Below are 18,371 nucleotides of genomic sequence, written 5' to 3'. Positions count from 1 at the left end.
TGGTGGATCGACTCCGGCTCCGGCCTCGGCCTGCGGTCCCCGCAGAGGTCCGGGCTCGCCGGACCGACGGCCCGTCAGACCGTGAGGATTCTGCGGAGATGCGATCCACGAAGTTTTCGCTAGCGCGCTGGAACTGCTGCTAGGTTCTGTCCTGTTTTGTCCTGCAGTCTGATCTACTACCCGGTGACGTTACCCGAGCGGTGACCGCACGCCGAGTACCGCCGTACCGACGCGTACATGTGTCGCTCCGGCTGCCACGGCCTGCTCCAGATCCCCGCTCATGCCTGCGGACACCATCGTGGCAGTCGGATGGCTCGCCCGTACGGCGCTTGAGATTTCCGCGAGTCTGGCGAAGGCGGCGGCCGGATCGCCGGCCAGCGGGCCGGCCAGCGGAGCGACCGTCATCAGGCCGTCGAGCCTGAGGCCCGGTGCGGCGGCGATCAGGTCGGCGAGCGCCTCCACCTCGGACGGCGCCACCCCGGCGCGGTGCGCGCCCTCCCCGGCCTCCTTGTCGAGGGCCACCTGCACCAGGCAACCGAGGGGCGCGCGTCCGGAGTTGAGCACCCCGGCGGAGAGCGACTCCACCAGCCGCGGGCGGTCCACGGAGTGCACCAGGTCGGCGTAGCGGACCACCGAGCGGACCTTGTTGGTCTGCAGCTGGCCGACGAAGTGCCAGGTCAGCGGCAGGTTCACGCACTGCTCGGCCTTGGGGGCGGCGTCCTGGTCGCGGTTCTCGGCCACGTCGGTGACCCCGAGTCCGGCGAGCAGCGCGGTGTCCTCGGCCGGGTAGGTCTTGGTGACCACGACCAGGGTGACCTCGTCGCGGGCGCGGCCCGCGGCCGAGCAGGCGTCCGCGATCCGCTTCTCGACCACGTCGAGGTTGGCGCCGAGCTGCTCGTACCGCTCGCGCTGCCGCGCGTCGAGGGCCGCGGAGAAGTCGGCGCCGCCCGGGAACGGTCCGTAGATGTCGTTCGTCATGAGTCTTCGGGGCCCAACCAGACGTAGCTCGCGAGCCGGCCCGTCCGCTGCTCGCGGCGGTAGGAGTAGTGGTCGTCGGACTCGAGGGTGCAGACGTCGGAGCGCACCACGTCGGTGACGCCCGCCTCGGCGAGCTGGGCGGCGACGCCGGCGGCGACGTCCAGCGCGGGCGTGCCCCAGGAGGTCTCGGCGTACGCGGCGGGCACCACCCGGGCGACCTCGGCGCGCAGGTCTGCGGGCACCTCGTAGCAGCGCCCGCAGACGGCGGGGCCGAGCACGGCGGTGATCCGCGCCGGGTCGGCGCCGAGCTCCGTCATGGCCCGCACGGCGGCGGGCACGACGCCCGCGGCCAGGCCCGGCCGGCCGGCGTGGGCCGCGCCGACGACGCCGGCCGCCCGGTCGGCCAGCAGCACGGGCGTGCAGTCGGCGGTGAGCACGGCGAGGGCCAGCGGGCGGTCGGTGACCACCGCGTCGACGGTGGGGGCCTGCCCGTCGGGCTGGCGCTGCGTCACCACGGAGACGTCCGCGCCGTGCACCTGGTTCATCCAGACCACGTCGGCCGGGTCGAGGCCGAGCTGCCGGGCGGCGATCTCCCGGTTGCGCCGGACGGCGGCCGGGTCGTCCCCGACCGCGCCGCCGAGGTTCAGCTCCCCGTACGGCGAGGTGCTCACCCCGCCCCACCGGGTGGTGGAGGCGAAGTGAGCACCCTGTCGACTGATGTGAGGAATCACGTGCGAGACGTCTACTTCAGGAAGTCGGGCACGTCGAGCTCCTCGGCGGGGCTCTCCACGTACGGCTGGCGGGCGGGCTGCACCTGCGGCGGCACCGGCGGGACGGCCGGGGTGATCCGGGCCGGCACGTCGGCGGGGCGGTCGGAGTCGTCCGAACGGGAGGTCACCGAGCCGATCCCGTAGGAGGGCCGGGTGGCCGGGCGCTCCGGGGCCGCCGCGGGCGCGGTGGAGGAGGACGAGGACGCCTTGACCACCGGCTCGCGGACGATCGCCGGCGGCTGGCCGCCGTCGAAGCCGGCCGCGATGACGGTGACCCGGACCTCGTCGCCGAGCGCGTCGTCGATGACGGCGCCGAAGATGATGTTGGCCTCGGGGTGGGCGGCCTCGCTGACCAGCTGGGCGGCCTCGTTGATCTCGAACAGGCCGAGGTCGGAGCCGCCGGAGATGGAGAGCAGCACGCCGCGGGCGCCGTCGATGGAGGCCTCCAGCAGCGGCGAGGAGATCGCCATCACGGCGGCCGCCTTGGCGCGGTCCTCGCCGCGGGCGGAGCCGATGCCCATCAGGGCGGAGCCTGCGTCCGACATGACCGACTTGACGTCGGCGAAGTCGAGGTTGATCAGGCCGGGGGTGGTGATCAGGTCGGTGATGCCCTGGACACCGGAGAGCAGCACCTGGTCGGCGGAGCGGAAGGCGTCCAGCACGCTCACCTGGCGGTCCGAGATGGACAGCAGGCGGTCGTTGGGGATGACGATGAGGGTGTCGACCTGCTCGCGCAGGGAGGCGATGCCGTCCTCGGCCTGGTTGGCGCGGCGGCGGCCCTCGAAGGTGAACGGGCGGGTGACCACGCCGATGGTGAGCGCGCCGAGCGAGCGGGCGATGTTGGCCACGACGGGCGCGCCGCCGGTGCCGGTGCCGCCGCCCTCGCCGGCGGTGACGAAGACCATGTCGGCCCCCTTGAGGACCTCCTCGATCTCCTCGCGGTGGTCCTCGGCGGCCTTCCGGCCGACCTCGGGGTTGGCGCCGGCGCCGAGGCCCCGGGTGAGTTCACGGCCCACGTCGAGCTTCACGTCGGCGTCGCTCATGAGGAGGGCCTGCGCATCGGTGTTGATCGCGATGAACTCGACGCCCTTGAGCCCGACCTCGATCATCCGGTTGATGGCGTTGACACCACCGCCGCCGATTCCGACGACCTTGATGACTGCGAGGTAGTTCTGGGGTGCTGCCACGTCGAAGGCCTCTCGCCTCGAATTTCCGGGTCGGCTCCCCTTGTCGCGAAGGCCGACGGATGTCGATGGGTGGGAAGCGCGCGCTTTCGGTGCTGGTATGTCCGAAATGCCGACCGCCGACCCGAACCCTAAACTTGAGGTTTAGGGTTGTAACTGCGGCTGTGTCACTTCACCGTTGGACACAGCCCGGTGACACAGGACAGTAGGTCGCATCCGGTCGGTGTTCAACGAACAACGCCGAGCTTCCCGTTTTTCTTTTGAGCCTATGTGATCATCGACTCCCCGGCGAAACCGGGGTGACCACCAAGGGTCGGACCGGAGCCTCGGCGCCGTCAATACCGCCCCTTGAGGAAGAACTTACCGGATCATCCAGACACGGCCGGGGCATCCGGGGCACTCACGTCGTAATTGGCGGCTTTCCGACCGAGCAGCGCGGCCAGCACCCTGGCCTTGCGCTCCGTCCGCTCCGGGCTCCCCCAGCGCACCGTCGCCCCGCCCGCCAGCTGCAGCCGGATGTCGTCGTAGCTGTGCACCTGCACCGCCCCGGCCTTCCCGGCCAGTTCGGCGGGCAGCCCGGCCGCGACGGTGATCGCCGCCCGCACCAGGGCCGGCCGGTCGAAGAGGTCCAGCGCGTCGTTCGCCTGCTGACCGAGCTGCAGGTCCACCACCGGCACCCCGGCCGGGGCGGCCGCCTCGGTGGCGAAGGTGAAGCCCCCCGCGTCCACCTGCGCGAACTTCCCGTCGTCGGTGCGGACGGAGGCCACCGCCCGACGCTCCGTCACCTTGACCCGCAGGGTGTGCGGCCAGCCGCGCCACACCTCGGCCTTCGCCACCCGGGGCAGCGCCTCCACCCGCTTGCGGGCCTCGTCGAGGTCGACCCGGGCGAGCGGCCCCTGCCGCAGCCCGCCGAGCGCCGACGCCACCTCGTCCCGGCCGAGCTTCCCGCTGTCCAGGCCCTGGACGGCGACGGCGCGCACGTCCAGGGCCGAGGAGAGGAACACCGTCCAGCCGAGCAGGCCGGCCACCAGCGCGCCGAGCACGCACAGCACCGCGATCCCCCGCCGGGAGAGCCGCAGCCTGGTGGCCGGCGCGGGCGCCGGGTCGGCGGGGTCAGCCACGGCGGCGGGGTCAGCCACGGCGGCGGCCGCCCCTGGACGCCTCGATCGCCTCGTAGACCATGCGGACCAGCAGCTCGTCCGCGTCCCGGCGGCCGAACTCGGCGGCCGAGCGGCTCATGTCCCACAGCCGCGCCGGGTCGGTGAGCACCGGCAGCACGTTCTGCAGCACCCACTCCGGGGTGAGTTCGGCGTCGTCGACCAGCAGGCCGCCGCCGGCCTTGACCATCGGCTGGGCGTTCAGCCGCTGCTCGCCGTTGCCGATCGGCAGCGGGACGAAGGCGGCCGGCAGGCCGACCGCCGCCAGCTCCGCGACGGTCATCGCGCCGGCCCGGCAGAGCATCATGTCGGCCGCGGCGTACGCCAGGTCCATCCGGTCCACGTACGGCACCGGCCGGTACGGCGGCATGCCGGGGATGTCGTCGACCACCGGCAGCTCGTTCTTCGGGCCGACCGCGTGCAGGATCTGCACCCCGTACTGCTGCAGGCGCGGGGCGATCGCCTGGACGGTCTCGTTCAGCCGGCGGGCGCCCTGCGAGCCGCCGGAGACCAGCAGGGTGGGCAGCCGTTGGTCGAGGCCGAAGTAGTGCCGGGCCTCCGGGCGGACGGCGTTGCGGTCCAGCGTCGCGATGGTGCGGCGGAGCGGGATGCCGATGTACCGGGAGTCGCGGAGCTTGGAGTCCGGGGTGGAGACCGCGACGAAGTCGGTGTAGCGCGCACCGATCTTGTTGGCCAGGCCCGGGCGGGCGTTGGCCTCGTGGACGACGATCGGCACGCCGGCCCGCTTGGCGGCGAAGTAGGCGGGCATCGCGACGTAGCCGCCGAAGCCGACCACCACGTCCGCGTTGACCCGCTCGATGACGTCCTGGGCGGCGCGCACGGTGCCCCGCAGCCGGCCCGGGACGGTGATCAGCTCCGGGGTGGGCTTGCGGGGCAGCGGCACGGCGGGGATCAGCGCCAGCTCGTAGCCGCGTTCGGGCACCAGCCGGGTCTCCAGGCCTCGCTCGGTGCCGAGGGCGGTGATCCCGACGGACGGGTCGTGCCTGCGGAGCGCGTCCGCGAGCGCCAAGGCCGGCTCGATGTGACCGGCGGTCCCGCCGCCGGCGAGTACGACATGCACCGAAATTCACCGCTCCCTGCGCGCCGGACGTGCGGCCGGCTTGCGCGCTGTGGTTCGTCGTCGTGGCACCACCCTGGCCAGGAACGTCCCGGCCCGGGTGGGGTTCCGGGCGGCCAGGGCCGCCTTCGCCCCCGGGGTGCTGCGCGCGAAGCTGACCAGCACGCCGACGGCGCACAGGGCCGACAGCATGGCGGACCCGCCGTAGGAGAACAGCGGGAGCGGGACGCCCGCGATGGGCAGGAGTCCCAGTGCCGACCCCAGGTTGACCATGGCCTGCGCCATGATCCACGTGGTGGCGGCTCCCGCGGCGTACCTGACGAAGGGGTCCTTCGTGCCGATGGCCACACGGATACCCGCGTAGCCTAGTGCCGCGAAGAGACCGAGCACCGACAGCGTCCCCACCAGACCGAGTTCCTCGCCGGTGGCGGCGAAGATGAAGTCGGTGTGGGCCTCCGGCAGCTGGCCCCACTTCTCGACGCCGGCGCCGAGGCCGGAGCCGAACGGGCCGCCGGCGGCGAAGGCGTAGAGGCCGTGCAGGGCCTGGAAACAGTTGATGTTCGGGTCCGGCTTGGTGACGCCGATGCAGGCCAGCCGGTCGAGCCGGTGCGGCACCGTGATGATCAGCGCGGTGCAGGCGACGACGGCGATGCCGAGGGTCGCGGCGAACAGTCGCAGCGGGGCGCCGACCATCCAGAGCAGGCCGAAGAGCATCGCCACCAGCACCATGGTGGTGCCCATGTCGCCGCCCAGCATGATCAGCATCATCAGCAGCACGGTGCCGGGCACCAGCGGGACGAGCAGGTGCTTCCACTGGTCGAGGGTGTGGGTGCGGTGCTTGCGGGCGAGCAGGTCCGCACCCCAGAGGACCAGGGCGAGTTTGGCGAACTCGGAGGGCTGGACCTGGAAGAAGCCGAAGCTCAGCCAGTTCCGGTTGCCGTTGACCATCACGCCGACGCCGGGGATCGCCACCAGGAGCATGCCGGCGATCACGGCCAGCAGCAGCGGGTAGGCGAGCAGTCTCAGCGCCTTGACCGGGGTGCGGGCGAGCAGCACCAGCATGACGGTGCCGAGCATGGTGGCGACCAGCTGCTTGCGGAAGAAGAACGTGATCGGCAGGTGGTGCTCCATGACCAGGATCTGGGACGAGGAGAACACCATGACCAGGCCGAGCACCACCAGCAGCATGGTGGAGCCGAGGATCAGGTAGTACGGGGTGAGCGGACGTTCCAGCATCCAGCGCACCCGGGCGCGCAGGGCGCGGAGCCGGGTGACGGGGGTGGCGGCCTTGAAGGTGGTGGTGGTCGCCGAGATCAGCTGGAGGCGGGCGGAGCCGCGCTCCGGTGGGGCGGCCGTTCCCGCCTTGCCCTCACCGGACACCTGCTCCCCCTGTCTCTTCCGCGCTCGGGCCGGACGGCCGCTGGTGCCGTCCGGCCCGTCCGCTATTCCATCAGGTCCAGGACCGCGGCGGCGAAGAGGTCGCCGCGTTCGCCGTAGTTGGTGAACATGTCCATCGAGGCGCAGGCGGGCGCCAGCAGGACGGTGTCCCCGGGCTTCGCCAGCGAGGCCGCCGTGCGGACGACGTCGGCCATCGCCTCGGCGCCAGTCTGTCCCGCGGCGGCTTCGACGACGGGGACATCCGGGGCGTGTCGCAGCAGCGCCTCTCGGATCAGGCCGCGGTCCTGGCCGATCAGCACGGCCGCCCGCAGGCGGTCGGCGGCGGCCGCGACGAGCTCGTCGAAGGTGGCGCCCTTGGCGAGTCCGCCGGCGATCCAGACCACCGGTTCGTACGCGGCGAGCGAGGCCGCCGCGGCGTGGGTGTTGGTGGCCTTGGAGTCGTCGACGTAGGTGACCTCGTCCACCACCGCGACCCGGGCGATCCGGTGCGCGTCGGGGCGGAAGGCACGCAGGCCGTCGCGGACGGCCTTGGCGTCCACGCCGTAGGCGCGGGCGAGGGCGGCCGCGGCGAGCGCGTTGGCGACGTTGTGCGGGGCGGCCGGCACGACGTCGGAGACGGCGCCGATCTCGGCCGCGTTGTTGGCCCGGTCCTCGACGAAGGCGCGGTCGACGAGCAGGCCGTCGACGACGCCGAGGTTCGACGGGCCCGGGGCGTCGAGCCCGAAGCCGATCGCCCGGCAGCCCTCCTCGACGTCGGCCTCGCGGACCAGCGCCTCGGTGGCCGGGTCGGCCAGGTTGTAGACGCAGGCGACCTTGTTGCCCTCGTAGATGCGGCCCTTGTCGGCGGCGTACGCCTCCATCGAGCCGTGCCAGTCGAGGTGGTCGGGGGCCAGGTTGAGGACGGCCGCCGAGTGCGGGCGCAGCGAGGGCGCCCAGTGCAGCTGGTAGCTGGAGAGTTCGACGGCGAGGACGTCGTAGGGCTCCTCGGCGAGCACCGCGTCCAGGACGGAGACGCCGACGTTGCCGACGGCGGCCGTCCGCGCGCCCGCCGCGGTGAGGATCGAGGCGAGCATCTGGACGGTGGTGGTCTTGCCGTTGGTGCCGGTGACGGCCAGCCAGGGGGCGGGCTCTCCGGTCGCCGGGTGCGGGCGGCGCAGCCGCCAGGCGAGTTCGACGTCGCCCCAGACGGGGACGCCGGCCTGCTCGGCGGCGGCGAACAGCGGGCTGTTCGGCGGCCAGCCGGGCGAGGTGACGATCAGTTCGGTGCCCTCGGGGAGGGTGTCGCCGTCGCCGAGGCGGACGGCGATGCCGGTGAGGTCGGCGGCCTTGGCGCGCAGTGCGGGACCGTCGCCGCCGTCGACGACGGTGACCTCGGCGCCGAGGTCGCGCAGCACCCGGGCGGCGCTGACGCCGGACAGGCCGAGGCCCGCCACGACGGTCTTCAGGCCGTTCCAGTCGGGGTTGTCCGTCATCCGGCCACCCATCCTGCGTAGAAGAGTCCGAGGCCGACCGCGACGCACAGGCCCTGGATGATCCAGAAGCGGACGACGATGAGCACCTCGCTCCAGCCCTTGAGCTCGAAGTGGTGCTGGAGCGGCGCCATCTTGAAGACGCGCTTGCCGGTCATCCGGAACGAGCCGACCTGGATGATCACGGACAGGGTGATGATCACGAACAGGCCGCCGAGCAGGGCCAGCAGCAGTTCGGTGCGGGAGCAGATGGCGAGACCGGCGAGGGCGCCGCCGAGGGCGAGCGAGCCGGTGTCACCCATGAAGATCTTGGCGGGCGAGGTGTTCCACCACAGGAAGCCGAAGCAGGAGCCCATCAGGGCGGAGGCGACGACGGCGAGGTCCAGCGGGTCGCGGACGTCGTAGCAGTTCGCGGTGGCGGTGATCATGTGGGCGCAGGTCTGGCCGTACTGCCAGACGCCGATGAAGACGTAGGCGCCGAAGACCATCACCGAGGCGCCGGTGGCGAGGCCGTCGAGGCCGTCGGTGAGGTTCACGCCGTTCGACATCGCGGCGATCATGAAGTAGGCCCAGATGACGAAGAGCACCGGGCCGATGGACCACTTGAAGTCGTTGACGAACGACAGGTGGGTGGAGGCGGGCGTCTGGTTGCGGCTGTCGGCGAACTGCATCGACAGGACGGCGAACGCGAGGCCCACGAAGGACTGGCCGAACAGCTTCGCCTTGGCCCGCAGGCCGAGGGAGCGGCGCTTGACCACCTTGATGTAGTCGTCGAGGAAGCCGACCAGGCCCAGACCCACTGTCAGGAACAGCACCAGCAGGCCGGAAGCCGTGGGCGACTCGCCCGTTATCGCCTTGGTGGCGAAGTAGGCGATCAGCGTCGCCAGGATGAACGCGATGCCGCCCATGGTGGGGGTGCCGCGCTTGCTGTGGTGGGCCTTGGGGCCGTCGTCGCGGATGTACTGGCCGTAGCCGTGCCGGGCCAGCAGCTTGATCAGGGCGGGCGTGCCCAGCAGCGACAGGATCAGGCCGATGCCGCCGGAGAAGAGGATCTGCTTCACTGAGCGGCCCCATCGGCGAGCAGGGCCTCGGCGACCTTCTCCAGGCCGGCCGAACGGGAGGCCTTCACCAGCACCACGTCCCCAGGCTGCAGCTGACTGCGCAGCAGCTCGATCGCCGCGTCCGCGTCGGACACCAGCACCGACTCCTCACCCCACGAACCTTCGTTCCTCGCGCCGAGTTCCATGCAGGCCGCCTCGCGTCCGCCCACCGCCACCAGCTTGGTGACGTCGAGCCGGACGGCGAGCCGTCCGATGGCGTCGTGCTCGTCGAGGCTGTCCTCGCCGAGCTCCCGCATCTCCCCGAGCACCGCGAAGGTGCGGCGGCGCTCCGGGCCGCGGCCGGCCATCGACACCAGCGCCCTGAGCGCGGCCCGCATCGAGTCGGGGTTCGCGTTGTAGGCGTCGTTGACGACGGTGACACCGTCGGCCCGGTCGACGACCTCCATGCGCCAGCGGGACAGCGCACCCGCCTCGCTGAGCGCTTCGGCGGTGTCGTCGACGGGCATCCCGAGCTCCACCGCCACCGCTGCGGCGGCGAGGGCGTTCGAGACGTGGTGCTCACCGTACAGGCGCAGGTTCACGGGTGCGGAACCGGCCGGGGTGATGAGCGTGAAGGACGGCCGGCCGGTGGCGTCCAGGCGGACGTCGGCTGCACGGACGTGGGCGTCCCGGCTCTCGCCGAAGAGCACGACGCGGCCCTTGGTCCGGCTCGCCATCGCCCGCACCAGTGGGTCGTCGGCGTTGAGGACGGCGACGCCGTCGGCGCCGAGCGCCTCGACGATCTCGCCCTTGGCCTGCGCGATGCCCTCCTTGGAGCCGAACTCGCCGACGTGGGCGCTGCCGACGTTGAGGACGATCGCGATGCTGGGCGGGGTGATGCCGGTCAGGTACTCGATGTCGCCCTTGTGCCGGGCGCCCATCTCCAGCACCAGGTGCTTGGTGCCCGGTTCGACCCGCAGGGCCGTCATCGGGTGCCCGATCTCGTTGTTGAGGTTGCCGGGCGGGTAGACGGTCTCGCCGCGGCGCTGCAGCACCTGGGCGATGAGGTCCTTGGTGCTGGTCTTGCCGGAGGAGCCGGTGAGGGCGACCACGGCGGTGCCGGTGGCGCGCTCCACGACGGCGCGGGCGAGCCGGCCGAGGGCCGCCACCACGTCGTCCACCAGGATCGCGGGCACGCCGACCTGACGGGAGGCCAGCACCGCGACGGCACCGCCGTCGACCGCCCCGGCGGCGTAGTCGTGGCCGTCCACGTGCTCGCCGGAAACCGCGACGAACAGGCCGCCCGGCTGCACCTGGCGGGAGTCCACCACGACCGGTCCGGTCACCAGGGCCTCGGGGTCGGCGCCGTCGAGCGTGCCGCCGACCGCAGCGGCGGCCTCGGCCAGGGTCAGTGCGATCACGGCTGCTCTCCTTCGGGGGCCTGCTCGGGGCGGGCGGGGGCCTGCTGGGTGCGGACGGTCCGCGCGATGGCCTCGCGCAGTTCCTCGCGGTCGTCGAACGGGCGGACCTCGCCCTTCGCGTACTGGCCGACCTCGTGGCCCTTGCCGGCCACCAGGACGGTGTCCCCGGCGTGCGCCCGGGCGACGGCGTGCAGGATCGCCTCGGCGCGGTCCGGGACGACCAGCACCTCGCCGCGCTCCTGCTCGGGCACCTCGGCGGCGCCGGCGAGCATCGCGGTGAGGATCGCCAGCGGGTCCTCGGAGCGCGGGTTGTCACTGGTGAGCACGGCGGTGTCGGCGATCCGCGCGGCGATCGCGCCCATCGGGCCGCGCTTGAACGGGTCGCGGTCGCCGCCGCAGCCGACGACGACGTGCAGCCGGCCCTTGGTGACCTCGCGCAGCGACTCCAGGACGGCCTGCAGGGCGTCCGGCTTGTGCGCGTAGTCGACCACGGCGACGTACGGCTGGCCGGCGTCGACCCGCTCCAGGCGGCCGGGCACGCCGGTCGAGGCGGCGACCCCGGCGGCCGCGGCGTGCAGCGGCACGCCGGCGGTGACCAGGGCGGTGATCGCACCGAGGGCGTTGGCCACGTTGAACGGGCCGGGCAGCGGCACCGAGGCGTCCGCGGCGGCGCCGTCCGGGCCGACCACGCGGAAGGTCGAGCCGGCCGGGCCGAGCTGGACGTCCACGGCCCGCCAGTCGGCGTCCGGGTCGCCCTTCGCGGAGAAGGTCACCACCGGGATCGGCGCCTCGGCGGCCAGCCGGCGGCCGTAGGCGTCGTCGAAGTTGGCCACCCCGCGGCGGGCCTTGTCGGTCTGGAAGAGCCGGGCCTTGGCCCGGTAGTAGTCCTCCATGTCCGGGTGGAAGTCGAGGTGCTCGGGGGTGAGGTTGTTGAACAGCGCGACGTCGTACATCACGCCGTCGACCCGCCCGAAGACCAGCGCGTGGCTGGAGACCTCCATGACGACGGCGGCCGCGCCGCGCTCGCGCATCACCGCGAGGACGGCGTGCAGGTCGGTGGACTCGGGGGTGGTGCGCTCGCTCTTGATCCGCTCGCTGCCGACCCGCATCTCGACGGTGCCGATCACGCCGGGCAGCAGGTCTCCGCCGCGCAGGCCGGCCTCGACCAGGTACGAGGTGGTGGTCTTGCCGTTGGTGCCGGTCAGGCCGATCATCAGCAGCTGCTCGCTGGGGCGCCCGTACACGGCGGCGGCGAGGTGGCCCATGGCGCCGCGGACGTTGTCCACGACCAGCAGCGGGGCGCCGGCCCCGCGGGCGAGCTCGGCGCCGGCCGGGTCGGTCAGCACGGCGACGGCGCCCGCCGCCACCGCCTGTCCGGCGAAGGCGGCGCCGTGGTGGTTGGCACCGGGGAAGGCCACGTACACGTCGCCGGGGCGCACCGCCCGGGAGTCGTGGGTGATGCCGGTGACCCCGGTGTCCTCCGCGCCCTCGGCGGGCGCCAGGCCCAGCTGTCGGGCGACCTCGGCGAGCGGCAGCGCCGCCGGGCTGGAGGGGCGGGGCGGGCTCGCGGAGATTTGATCGGGTTTCGGCACGGCGGGCAGGGTATCGGCCGAAGGGCCTCCAGGGCCAAACCGGGCGGGGGTGCCCCCGTCGTTCCGCTCCGCCGGGCGCGGATCGCTGCTGCGGTGGTCGGGGGCGTCGTTCATCAGGGCTTCCAGTCGACGGGCAGGTTCGGCGCCTCGCTGCCGCTCGGCGCGACCCGCAGGGTCTTCAGGGCGAACTCCATCACCTGCTTGAACACCGGGCCGCACAGCTGGCCGCCGAAGTGGCCGTTGACCGGGTCCTGGATCACGCAGGAGACCGTGACCCGGGGCTGGTCGGCCGGCGCGAAGCCGATGAAGGAGGCGGTGTACCCGGAGTACCGGCCGGTCTTCGGGTCCACGCGGTTGGCGGTGCCGGTCTTGCCGGCGACACGGTAGCCGGGGATCGCCGCCTTGGTGCCGGTGCCCTGCTCGTCGGTGACGACGGACTCCAGCATCTCGGTGAGCGTCTTCGCGGTCGCCTCGCTGACCACCCGGGTCTGCGCGCCCGGCGGGGTCGGGGTGTAGCGGCCGTCCGGGCCGGTGGTGCCCATGACCAGGCTCGGCGCGACCCGCACCCCGCCGTTGGCGATGGTGGAGAACACCGAGGTGGCCTGCAGGGCGTTGACCGACAGGCCCTGCCCGAACGGGATGGTGTACTGCTGCGAGCCCTTCCAGTCCTCCGGCTTGGCGAGGATGCCGCGGGTCTCGCCGGGGAAGCCGAGGCCGCTGGGCTGCCCGATCCCGAACTTCTGCAGGTAGCCGCCGAGCACCTTGTTGGCCGCGGCCTGGTCCTTGCCCAGGTGCTCGGCGGCCTCGATGGTGCCGATGTTGGAGGACTTGGCGAGCACGCCGGCCAGCGTCAGGTACCAGGTCTCGTGGTCGACGTCGTCGTGGAAGACCCGGTCGGAGCGCTGCAGCGTGTTGGGCACGGTGACGTGGGTGTCCCAGCTCGCGGTGCCGGTGTCCAGCACCGCGGCCATGGTCATCAGCTTGGCGGTGGAGCCGGGCTCGTACGCGTCCTGGACGGCGGCGTTGCCGAGCTGCTCGGGCCGGGCCGAGGCGAGCTTGTTCGGGTCCAGGCCGGGCGAGGTGGCCATGGCGAGGACCCGGCCGGTCTTCACGTCCTGGACGACGACGTAGCCCTTCTCCGCCCCGGCGTTGGCGACCTGGTCGGTGATGGCCCGCTGGGCCGCCCACTGGATGTCCTTGTCGACGGTCAGCCGCAGGTCGGTGCCGGGCACCGGGGCCTGCATGCCGCCGCCGGAGCCGGGCACGATCCGCCCGCCGACCGAGGCGTAGGTGGAGCGGCCGTCCACGCCCGCGAGGTCCTTCTGGAACTGCAGCTCCAGGCCACCGGTGCCGGTGCCCTCGGCGTTGACGAAGCCGACCAGGTTGCCGGCGAGGTCGCCGGCCGGGTAGACCCGCCGCTTGCTGGGCGACCAGACCACCCCGGCGAGGGTGTTGGCGCAGGCGGCGTCGACCGCGGTGCGGCCGCCCTTCTCCGCGGGCTTGCCGAGCAGCTGCCGCTGCCCCCGACAGGCCTTGCCGTCGGCCTGCTTGGCCAGGTCGGCGCGCAGGTCGGCGATCCTGTTCTTCGCCTCCGGGGTCTGCCGGGGCGCGAGCAGCGCGTACCGGCTCTTCGGGTTCTTCGGGTTGAGGTGCAGCAGTCCGGCGATCTTCTCCTGCGGCACGCCGAGGATCGGGGCGAGCAGCGCGGCGGCCTGCTCCGGCGCGTCCGGGACGTGGGTGGCCGCGGGGGTGAACAGCGTGGGGTCGGCGGTGATGTCGTAGGCGTCCACGGTGGTCGCCAGGACGGTGCCGTCGCTGGACGTTATCGAGCCGCGCTCCGCGGACAGCACGACCGGCACGTACTGGTTGGCGCCGGCCTCGGAGGCGAGCGCGTGCGAGTCGAGCAGCTGCAGCTGGACGAGCCGTCCGGCGAACACCGTGAAGACGACGACCAGCGCGATGCCGGCCAGCCGCAGCCGCTTGCGCGGGTCGGCGAGACGGATCATGCGCGGCTGCGGGCGGGCGGCGGGGCGCTGCGGGCGGCGGGCCGGGCGGGCGGCCCGGGGGTCGGCGCCGCGGCCGCGGTCCGGGCGCGGGGGCGTCCGGCGGGCCTGGTCGGCGGAGCGCGGGCGGGGGGTGCGGGCCCGGTCGGCGGGTTTGCGGCCGGGCTCTCCGGGGTGGTGCGGCCTGCGGTCGCCGGGGCCCTGCGGCCGGCGCGGTGTGCTCATCGTCCGCTCCCGGGGTGCGGGGTCGCCGTGGCCGGCGGGGCGGGGGCGATCTGCACCCCGTCGTCGCCCGCGGTCGGCGAGGGGGACGCCGGCGCCGGGGCGCCGGCGGAGGGGTCGCCGGAGGGGGCGGCGGGCGCGGCGGAGGCGGCAGCGGCGTCGTCGGGCCGCTTGACCGGCGGGCTGTCCTGGGCCTGGCCGGGCTTGCCGAGCACCTTGCCGTCGTCCTGCAGGAAGGCCGGGCCGCCGCCGGGCACCATGCCCAGTTCGCGGGCGCGGCGGGCCAGTGCGTCGGGGGCGGCGTTCCGGTCGATCTGCGCCTGCAGGCCCTGCTTCTCGTCGGTGAGGTCGGTGGTCTGCTTCTTCAGCCGGGACAGCTCGAAGGAGCCCTCGTTGAGGGCGGTGTTGAGCATCAGCAGGCCGAGCAGCCCGGCCGAGAGCAGCACCACGATCAGCACGGCGAACGGTGTCCGTCCGCGGACCGACCGGGACTGCGGACGGGCGGTGATCCGCCCCCCTCCCGCCTGCCCGGGGAGCGCGCCGCTCCTCCGGGTCCGACCGCCCCGCCCGCCCGCGGGCAGCAGGGGCCCACCGCCGGCCACCGGCACCGCGCCCTCCCTCTCGCCGTTCCTCGCTCGCCGTCCGCCCCGGTCAGCGCCGGGTCGCCCTGATCCTCTCCGCCACGCGGAGCCGGACGGGCGCGGCGCGCCGGTTCTCCTCGATCTCCGCCTCGGTGGCCAGCACCGCGCCGCGGGTGTGCAGCTTCAGCCAGGGCTGGTGCTCCTCGGGCACGAACGGCAGCCCGGGCGGGGCGGTGGACGTGGCGCCGGCCTGGAAGTACTGCTTGACCAGGCGGTCCTCCAGGGACTGGTAGGACATGACCACGATCCGGCCGCCGACCGCGAGGCGTTCCAGCGCGCCGGGGATCGCCCGGTCCAGCACCTCCAGCTCCCCGTTGACCTCGATCCGCAGGGCCTGGAAGGTGCGCTTGGCCGGGTTGCCGCCGGTGCGCCGGGTCGCCGCCGGGATGGCGTTGCGTACCAATTCGACGAGACGCGCGCTGGTGGTGAACGGTTCCTTCTGCCGTTCGCGGACGATCACCGAGGCGATCTTCCCGGCGAACCGCTCCTCGCCGTAGACCTTGAGGATCCGGGCGAGGTCGCCGTGGCTGTAGGTGTTGAGGACCTCGGCGGCGCTCAGCCCGCGGGTCTGGTCCATCCGCATGTCGAGCGGGGCGTCCTGGGCGTAGGCGAAGCCGCGGTCGGCCTCGTCGAGCTGCATCGAGGAGACGCCGAGGTCGAACAGGACGCCGTGCACCTCGGGGATGCCGAGGTCGTCGAGGACCTGCGGGATCTCGTCGTACACGGCGTGCACCAGGGTGGCCCGGTCGCCGAACGGGGCCAGGCGCTCGGCGGAGAGCCGCAGCGCGGCCGGGTCGCGGTCCACCGCGACGAGCCGGGCCCCGGGGAACTGGGTGAGGATCGCCTCGCTGTGGCCGCCGAGGCCGAGGGTGGCGTCGACCACCACGGCGCCGGGGGCACCGGCCGCGGGGGCCAGGGCGTCCATGCAGCGCTGCAGCATCACGGGGACGTGCTTGGGTGCCGGACTCTCGTTGCTCATTGCGCGGTGGCGACCTTCCTCGGTGCGGCCGCCCGGGCCCGGACGGCTGGCCCCATTCTCGCCCACCGCCGGAGCGGCTCCGGCCGCCGGGCCGGGACCGCCCGCGTGCACACGGCCCGCGGTCCCCGCCCGCTCGCCTGGGGAAGGAGTGACCGCCCGGCACCGGGGAAGGTGCGCCAGGTGGCACAGGAGCGGGTGGAGGCCGCGGGCCGCGTACGGGGAGCGCCCCCTCGCCGGCCCGGGGGCGTCGGCGGGGCGCCGGGGCAGTGCTCCACTGCGCCGCCAGACTATCGCCCGCTCACGCCGAGTCAACGCTCCCCGACGGAGCGCCACCCGGGCGGCGGTACGGCTCCGCGCAGGTCACGGGTACCGCGGGCGCGGCGGACCGGCCGGGCGCACCGACGCGGTCCGCGCCGGGCATACCGGGCGGAACGGTGCAACCCGCCCGGCCTGCGGCGCAGCGGGGCTATGGACTCGATCACAGCCCGGGGGCGCCCTCACCACGGCGCCGGGATTCGGATTACCTTCGTCACCATGACAGTGACCCCCGACCGGCCCGTGCCGAACGCCGCTGCCAGCTCCGCCTCCGGCATCATCGACCGCTTCGTGGCGTCGAACCGCGAGTACGCGGTCGACTTCCGCGACGGCGGCATGGACGCCCGCCCCGTGCAGAAGGTCGCCGTGGTGGCGTGCATGGACGCCCGTCTCGACCTGTTCGCCGCCCTCGGCCTGGAGCTCGGCGACGCCCACATCATCCGCAACGCGGGCGGTGTCGTCACCGACGACACCATCCGCTCGCTCACCATCAGCCAGCGCGCCCTGGGCACCCGCTCGGTCGTGCTGATCCACCACACCGGCTGCGGTCTGCTCGGCCTCACCGAGGACTTCCGCCGCGAGCTGGAGGCCGAGGTCGGCCAGCGCCCGCAGTGGGCGGTGGAGGCGTTCGTGGACCTGGACGGCGACGTCCGCCAGTCCATGCAGCGGGTCCGCACCTCGCCGTTCGTCCCGCACACCGACGACGTCCGCGGCTTCGTCTTCGACGTCCACACCGGCCTGCTCCGCGAAGTCGACTGAGCCTGCCGTTCCGCGTCCGCCCCGCCCGGGGCGGACGCCCCGCTCCGACCCGGCCAGCGTCGTCCGGGTCCCCCTCCCGCGCCCGGGGCTCCCGTCCCCGGGCGTCGGTGGTGCCGGGACGAACCGGGACACTGCACGCGTCTCGCCCGCCCGAGTGACTTCCGGCCGCACGACAGGGAAGAATGCCCGTGCAGGCCCGGCCCCGATCCACCGGGGCGGCCCGCCGCACGCCCACCGCCCGTGCCGCTCCTCGACGGACTCGCACGCCCGCCCGGGCGGTGCGCCATCGGTCGGCCGGCAACCTGAGCCGGCACAAGTGGTCCACATGGGAGCGAACGGGTGACGACCTACAACACGCAGGGCACGGCGGGCGCGACCCGTTCCGACGGTTTCGCGGCGCGCAGGCCCGCGGGGCTCCAGGAGCTGGGCGCGGTGGCCGAGCGCATCCGCGCGTCGGTGGAGAGCGTCATCGAGGGCAAGCCGGAGGCCGTCCGGATCGCACTGACCGTGCTGCTGGCCGAGGGCCACCTGCTGCTGGAGGACGTGCCCGGCGTCGGCAAGACCATGCTCGCCAAGGCACTCGCCCGGTCCGTGGACTGCACGGTGCGCCGCATCCAGTTCACCCCGGACCTGCTGCCCTCCGACGTGACCGGCACCAACGTCTTCGACCAGCACCAGCGGGACTTCGAGTTCCGGCCGGGCGCGATCTTCGCGCAGATCGTGGTCGGCGACGAGATCAACCGGGCCTCGCCGAAGACCCAGTCGGCGCTGCTGGAGTCGATGGAGGAGCGCCAGGTCACCATCGACGGCACCAGCTACGAGCTGCCCTCGCCGTTCATGGTCGTGGCGACCCAGAACCCGGTCGAGATGGAGGGCACCTACCCGCTGCCCGAGGCGCAGCGGGACCGCTTCATGGCCCGGGTGTCGATCGGCTACCCCAGCCCCGAGGCCGAGTTCGCGATGCTGGACGTGCACGCCGGCGCCAATCCGCTGGAGGACCTGCAGCCGGTGGCGCACGCCGCCGACATCCTCAAGCTGATCGAGGTGGTCCGCTCGGTGCACGTCGCCGACGCGGTGCGCCGCTACGCGGTCGACCTGGTCGCCGCCACCCGTTCCCACCCGGAGCTGCGGCTCGGCGCCTCGCCGCGCGCCACCCTGCACCTGGTGCGGGCGGCCCGTGCGGCCGCCGCGCTGGAGGGCCGCGACTACGTGGTGCCGGACGACGTCCAGGGGCTGGCCGTGCCGGTGCTCGCGCACCGCCTGCTGCCGACCGCCGAGAGCCGGATGAACCGGCGCACCGCCGAGCAGGTCGTGCTGGACCTCATCGCGCGGCTGCCGATCCCCCGTCCGCAGGGGCGCGGCTGA

At 73.6% G+C, this 18,371-nt stretch carries 15 protein-coding genes; 2 read left to right on the top strand and 13 right to left on the bottom strand.

Annotated elements, in window-relative coordinates:
- Window positions 1–189: 189 nt before the first annotated feature.
- The 13 genes from AB0O09_RS33680 to rsmH form a co-directional block, all read right to left on the bottom strand.
- Window positions 190–978 carry a YggS family pyridoxal phosphate-dependent enzyme gene (locus AB0O09_RS33680; RefSeq protein WP_344627429.1) on the bottom strand — a complete coding sequence of 263 codons (789 nt, stop codon included), beginning with the start codon at window positions 976–978 and terminating at the stop codon, window positions 190–192.
- Window positions 975–1,709, bottom strand: a complete 735-nt coding sequence (gene pgeF, locus AB0O09_RS33675) for a peptidoglycan editing factor PgeF (RefSeq protein WP_363548510.1) — start codon at window positions 1,707–1,709, stop codon at window positions 975–977. The genes AB0O09_RS33680 and pgeF overlap by 4 nt, the downstream gene beginning before the upstream one ends.
- Before the next feature lie 11 nt (window positions 1,710–1,720).
- Window positions 1,721–2,935 carry a cell division protein FtsZ gene (gene ftsZ, locus AB0O09_RS33670; RefSeq protein ID WP_363548509.1) on the bottom strand — a complete coding sequence of 405 codons (1,215 nt, stop codon included), beginning with the start codon at window positions 2,933–2,935 and terminating at the stop codon, window positions 1,721–1,723.
- Between the two features lie 365 nt (window positions 2,936–3,300).
- The gene (locus AB0O09_RS33665) at window positions 3,301–4,053 is read right to left on the bottom strand and encodes an FtsQ-type POTRA domain-containing protein (protein WP_363548508.1); all 753 of its coding nucleotides are present in this window, start codon (window positions 4,051–4,053) and stop codon (window positions 3,301–3,303) included.
- Between the two features lie 10 nt (window positions 4,054–4,063).
- Window positions 4,064–5,170 carry an undecaprenyldiphospho-muramoylpentapeptide beta-N-acetylglucosaminyltransferase gene (gene murG / locus AB0O09_RS33660; protein ID WP_344627425.1) on the bottom strand — a complete coding sequence of 369 codons (1,107 nt, stop codon included), beginning with the start codon at window positions 5,168–5,170 and terminating at the stop codon, window positions 4,064–4,066.
- 6 nt (window positions 5,171–5,176) lie between these two features.
- Window positions 5,177–6,481, bottom strand: coding sequence for a putative lipid II flippase FtsW (gene ftsW / locus AB0O09_RS33655; protein ID WP_363548529.1), 1,305 nt, complete (start codon window positions 6,479–6,481; stop codon window positions 5,177–5,179).
- 128 nt (window positions 6,482–6,609) lie between these two features.
- Window positions 6,610–8,037, bottom strand: a complete 1,428-nt coding sequence (murD, locus tag AB0O09_RS33650) for a UDP-N-acetylmuramoyl-L-alanine--D-glutamate ligase (RefSeq protein ID WP_363548507.1) — start codon at window positions 8,035–8,037, stop codon at window positions 6,610–6,612.
- Entirely contained in the window at window positions 8,034–9,095 is a 1,062-nt protein-coding gene (gene mraY / locus AB0O09_RS33645; RefSeq protein WP_363548505.1) for a phospho-N-acetylmuramoyl-pentapeptide-transferase, read from the bottom strand. Before mraY ends, murD begins: the two co-directional genes overlap by 4 nt.
- On the bottom strand, window positions 9,092–10,495 hold the full coding sequence (murF, locus tag AB0O09_RS33640; protein ID WP_363548504.1) for a UDP-N-acetylmuramoyl-tripeptide--D-alanyl-D-alanine ligase: 1,404 nt from the start codon (window positions 10,493–10,495) through the stop codon (window positions 9,092–9,094). Before murF ends, mraY begins: the two co-directional genes overlap by 4 nt.
- Window positions 10,492–12,087, bottom strand: coding sequence for a UDP-N-acetylmuramoyl-L-alanyl-D-glutamate--2,6-diaminopimelate ligase (locus AB0O09_RS33635; RefSeq protein ID WP_363548502.1), 1,596 nt, complete (start codon window positions 12,085–12,087; stop codon window positions 10,492–10,494). The genes murF and AB0O09_RS33635 overlap by 4 nt, the downstream gene beginning before the upstream one ends.
- A 113-nt stretch (window positions 12,088–12,200) precedes the next feature.
- Complete coding sequence (locus tag AB0O09_RS33630; protein WP_363548500.1) at window positions 12,201–14,315, bottom strand: penicillin-binding protein 2; 2,115 nt, start codon at window positions 14,313–14,315, stop codon at window positions 12,201–12,203.
- Entirely contained in the window at window positions 14,312–14,770 is a 459-nt protein-coding gene (locus AB0O09_RS33625; RefSeq protein WP_363548498.1) for a cell division protein FtsL, read from the bottom strand. The genes AB0O09_RS33630 and AB0O09_RS33625 overlap by 4 nt, the downstream gene beginning before the upstream one ends.
- A 193-nt stretch (window positions 14,771–14,963) precedes the next feature.
- Complete coding sequence (rsmH, locus tag AB0O09_RS33620; RefSeq protein WP_344628011.1) at window positions 14,964–15,932, bottom strand: 16S rRNA (cytosine(1402)-N(4))-methyltransferase RsmH; 969 nt, start codon at window positions 15,930–15,932, stop codon at window positions 14,964–14,966.
- A gap of 534 nt (window positions 15,933–16,466) precedes the next feature.
- Here rsmH and AB0O09_RS33615 point away from each other — a divergent pair.
- Window positions 16,467–17,006 carry a carbonic anhydrase gene (locus AB0O09_RS33615; RefSeq protein ID WP_344628012.1) on the top strand — a complete coding sequence of 180 codons (540 nt, stop codon included), beginning with the start codon at window positions 16,467–16,469 and terminating at the stop codon, window positions 17,004–17,006.
- A 423-nt stretch (window positions 17,007–17,429) separates the two neighbouring features.
- Entirely contained in the window at window positions 17,430–18,371 is a 942-nt protein-coding gene (locus tag AB0O09_RS33610; RefSeq protein ID WP_363548527.1) for a MoxR family ATPase, read from the top strand.

Source organism: Kitasatospora sp. NPDC093679, from assembly GCF_040683455.1.
Lineage (GTDB): Bacteria > Actinomycetota > Actinomycetes > Streptomycetales > Streptomycetaceae > Kitasatospora > Kitasatospora arboriphila.
The sequence above is the reverse complement of the archived record's forward strand: the minus strand, read 5'-3'. Positions and strand labels throughout refer to the sequence as shown.

Excerpts from the sequence above, each read along its gene's own strand:
- AB0O09_RS33680 (WP_344627429.1), bottom strand. The coding sequence starts at position 978 with ATGACGAACGACATCTACGGACCGTTCCCGGGCGGCGCCGACTTCTCC.
- murD (WP_363548507.1), bottom strand. The coding sequence starts at position 8,037 with ATGACGGACAACCCCGACTGGAACGGCCTGAAGACCGTCGTGGCGGGC.
- AB0O09_RS33630 (WP_363548500.1), bottom strand. The coding sequence starts at position 14,315 with ATGAGCACACCGCGCCGGCCGCAGGGCCCCGGCGACCGCAGGCCGCAC.
- rsmH (WP_344628011.1), bottom strand. The coding sequence starts at position 15,932 with ATGAGCAACGAGAGTCCGGCACCCAAGCACGTCCCCGTGATGCTGCAG.
- AB0O09_RS33615 (WP_344628012.1), top strand. The coding sequence starts at position 16,467 with ATGACAGTGACCCCCGACCGGCCCGTGCCGAACGCCGCTGCCAGCTCC.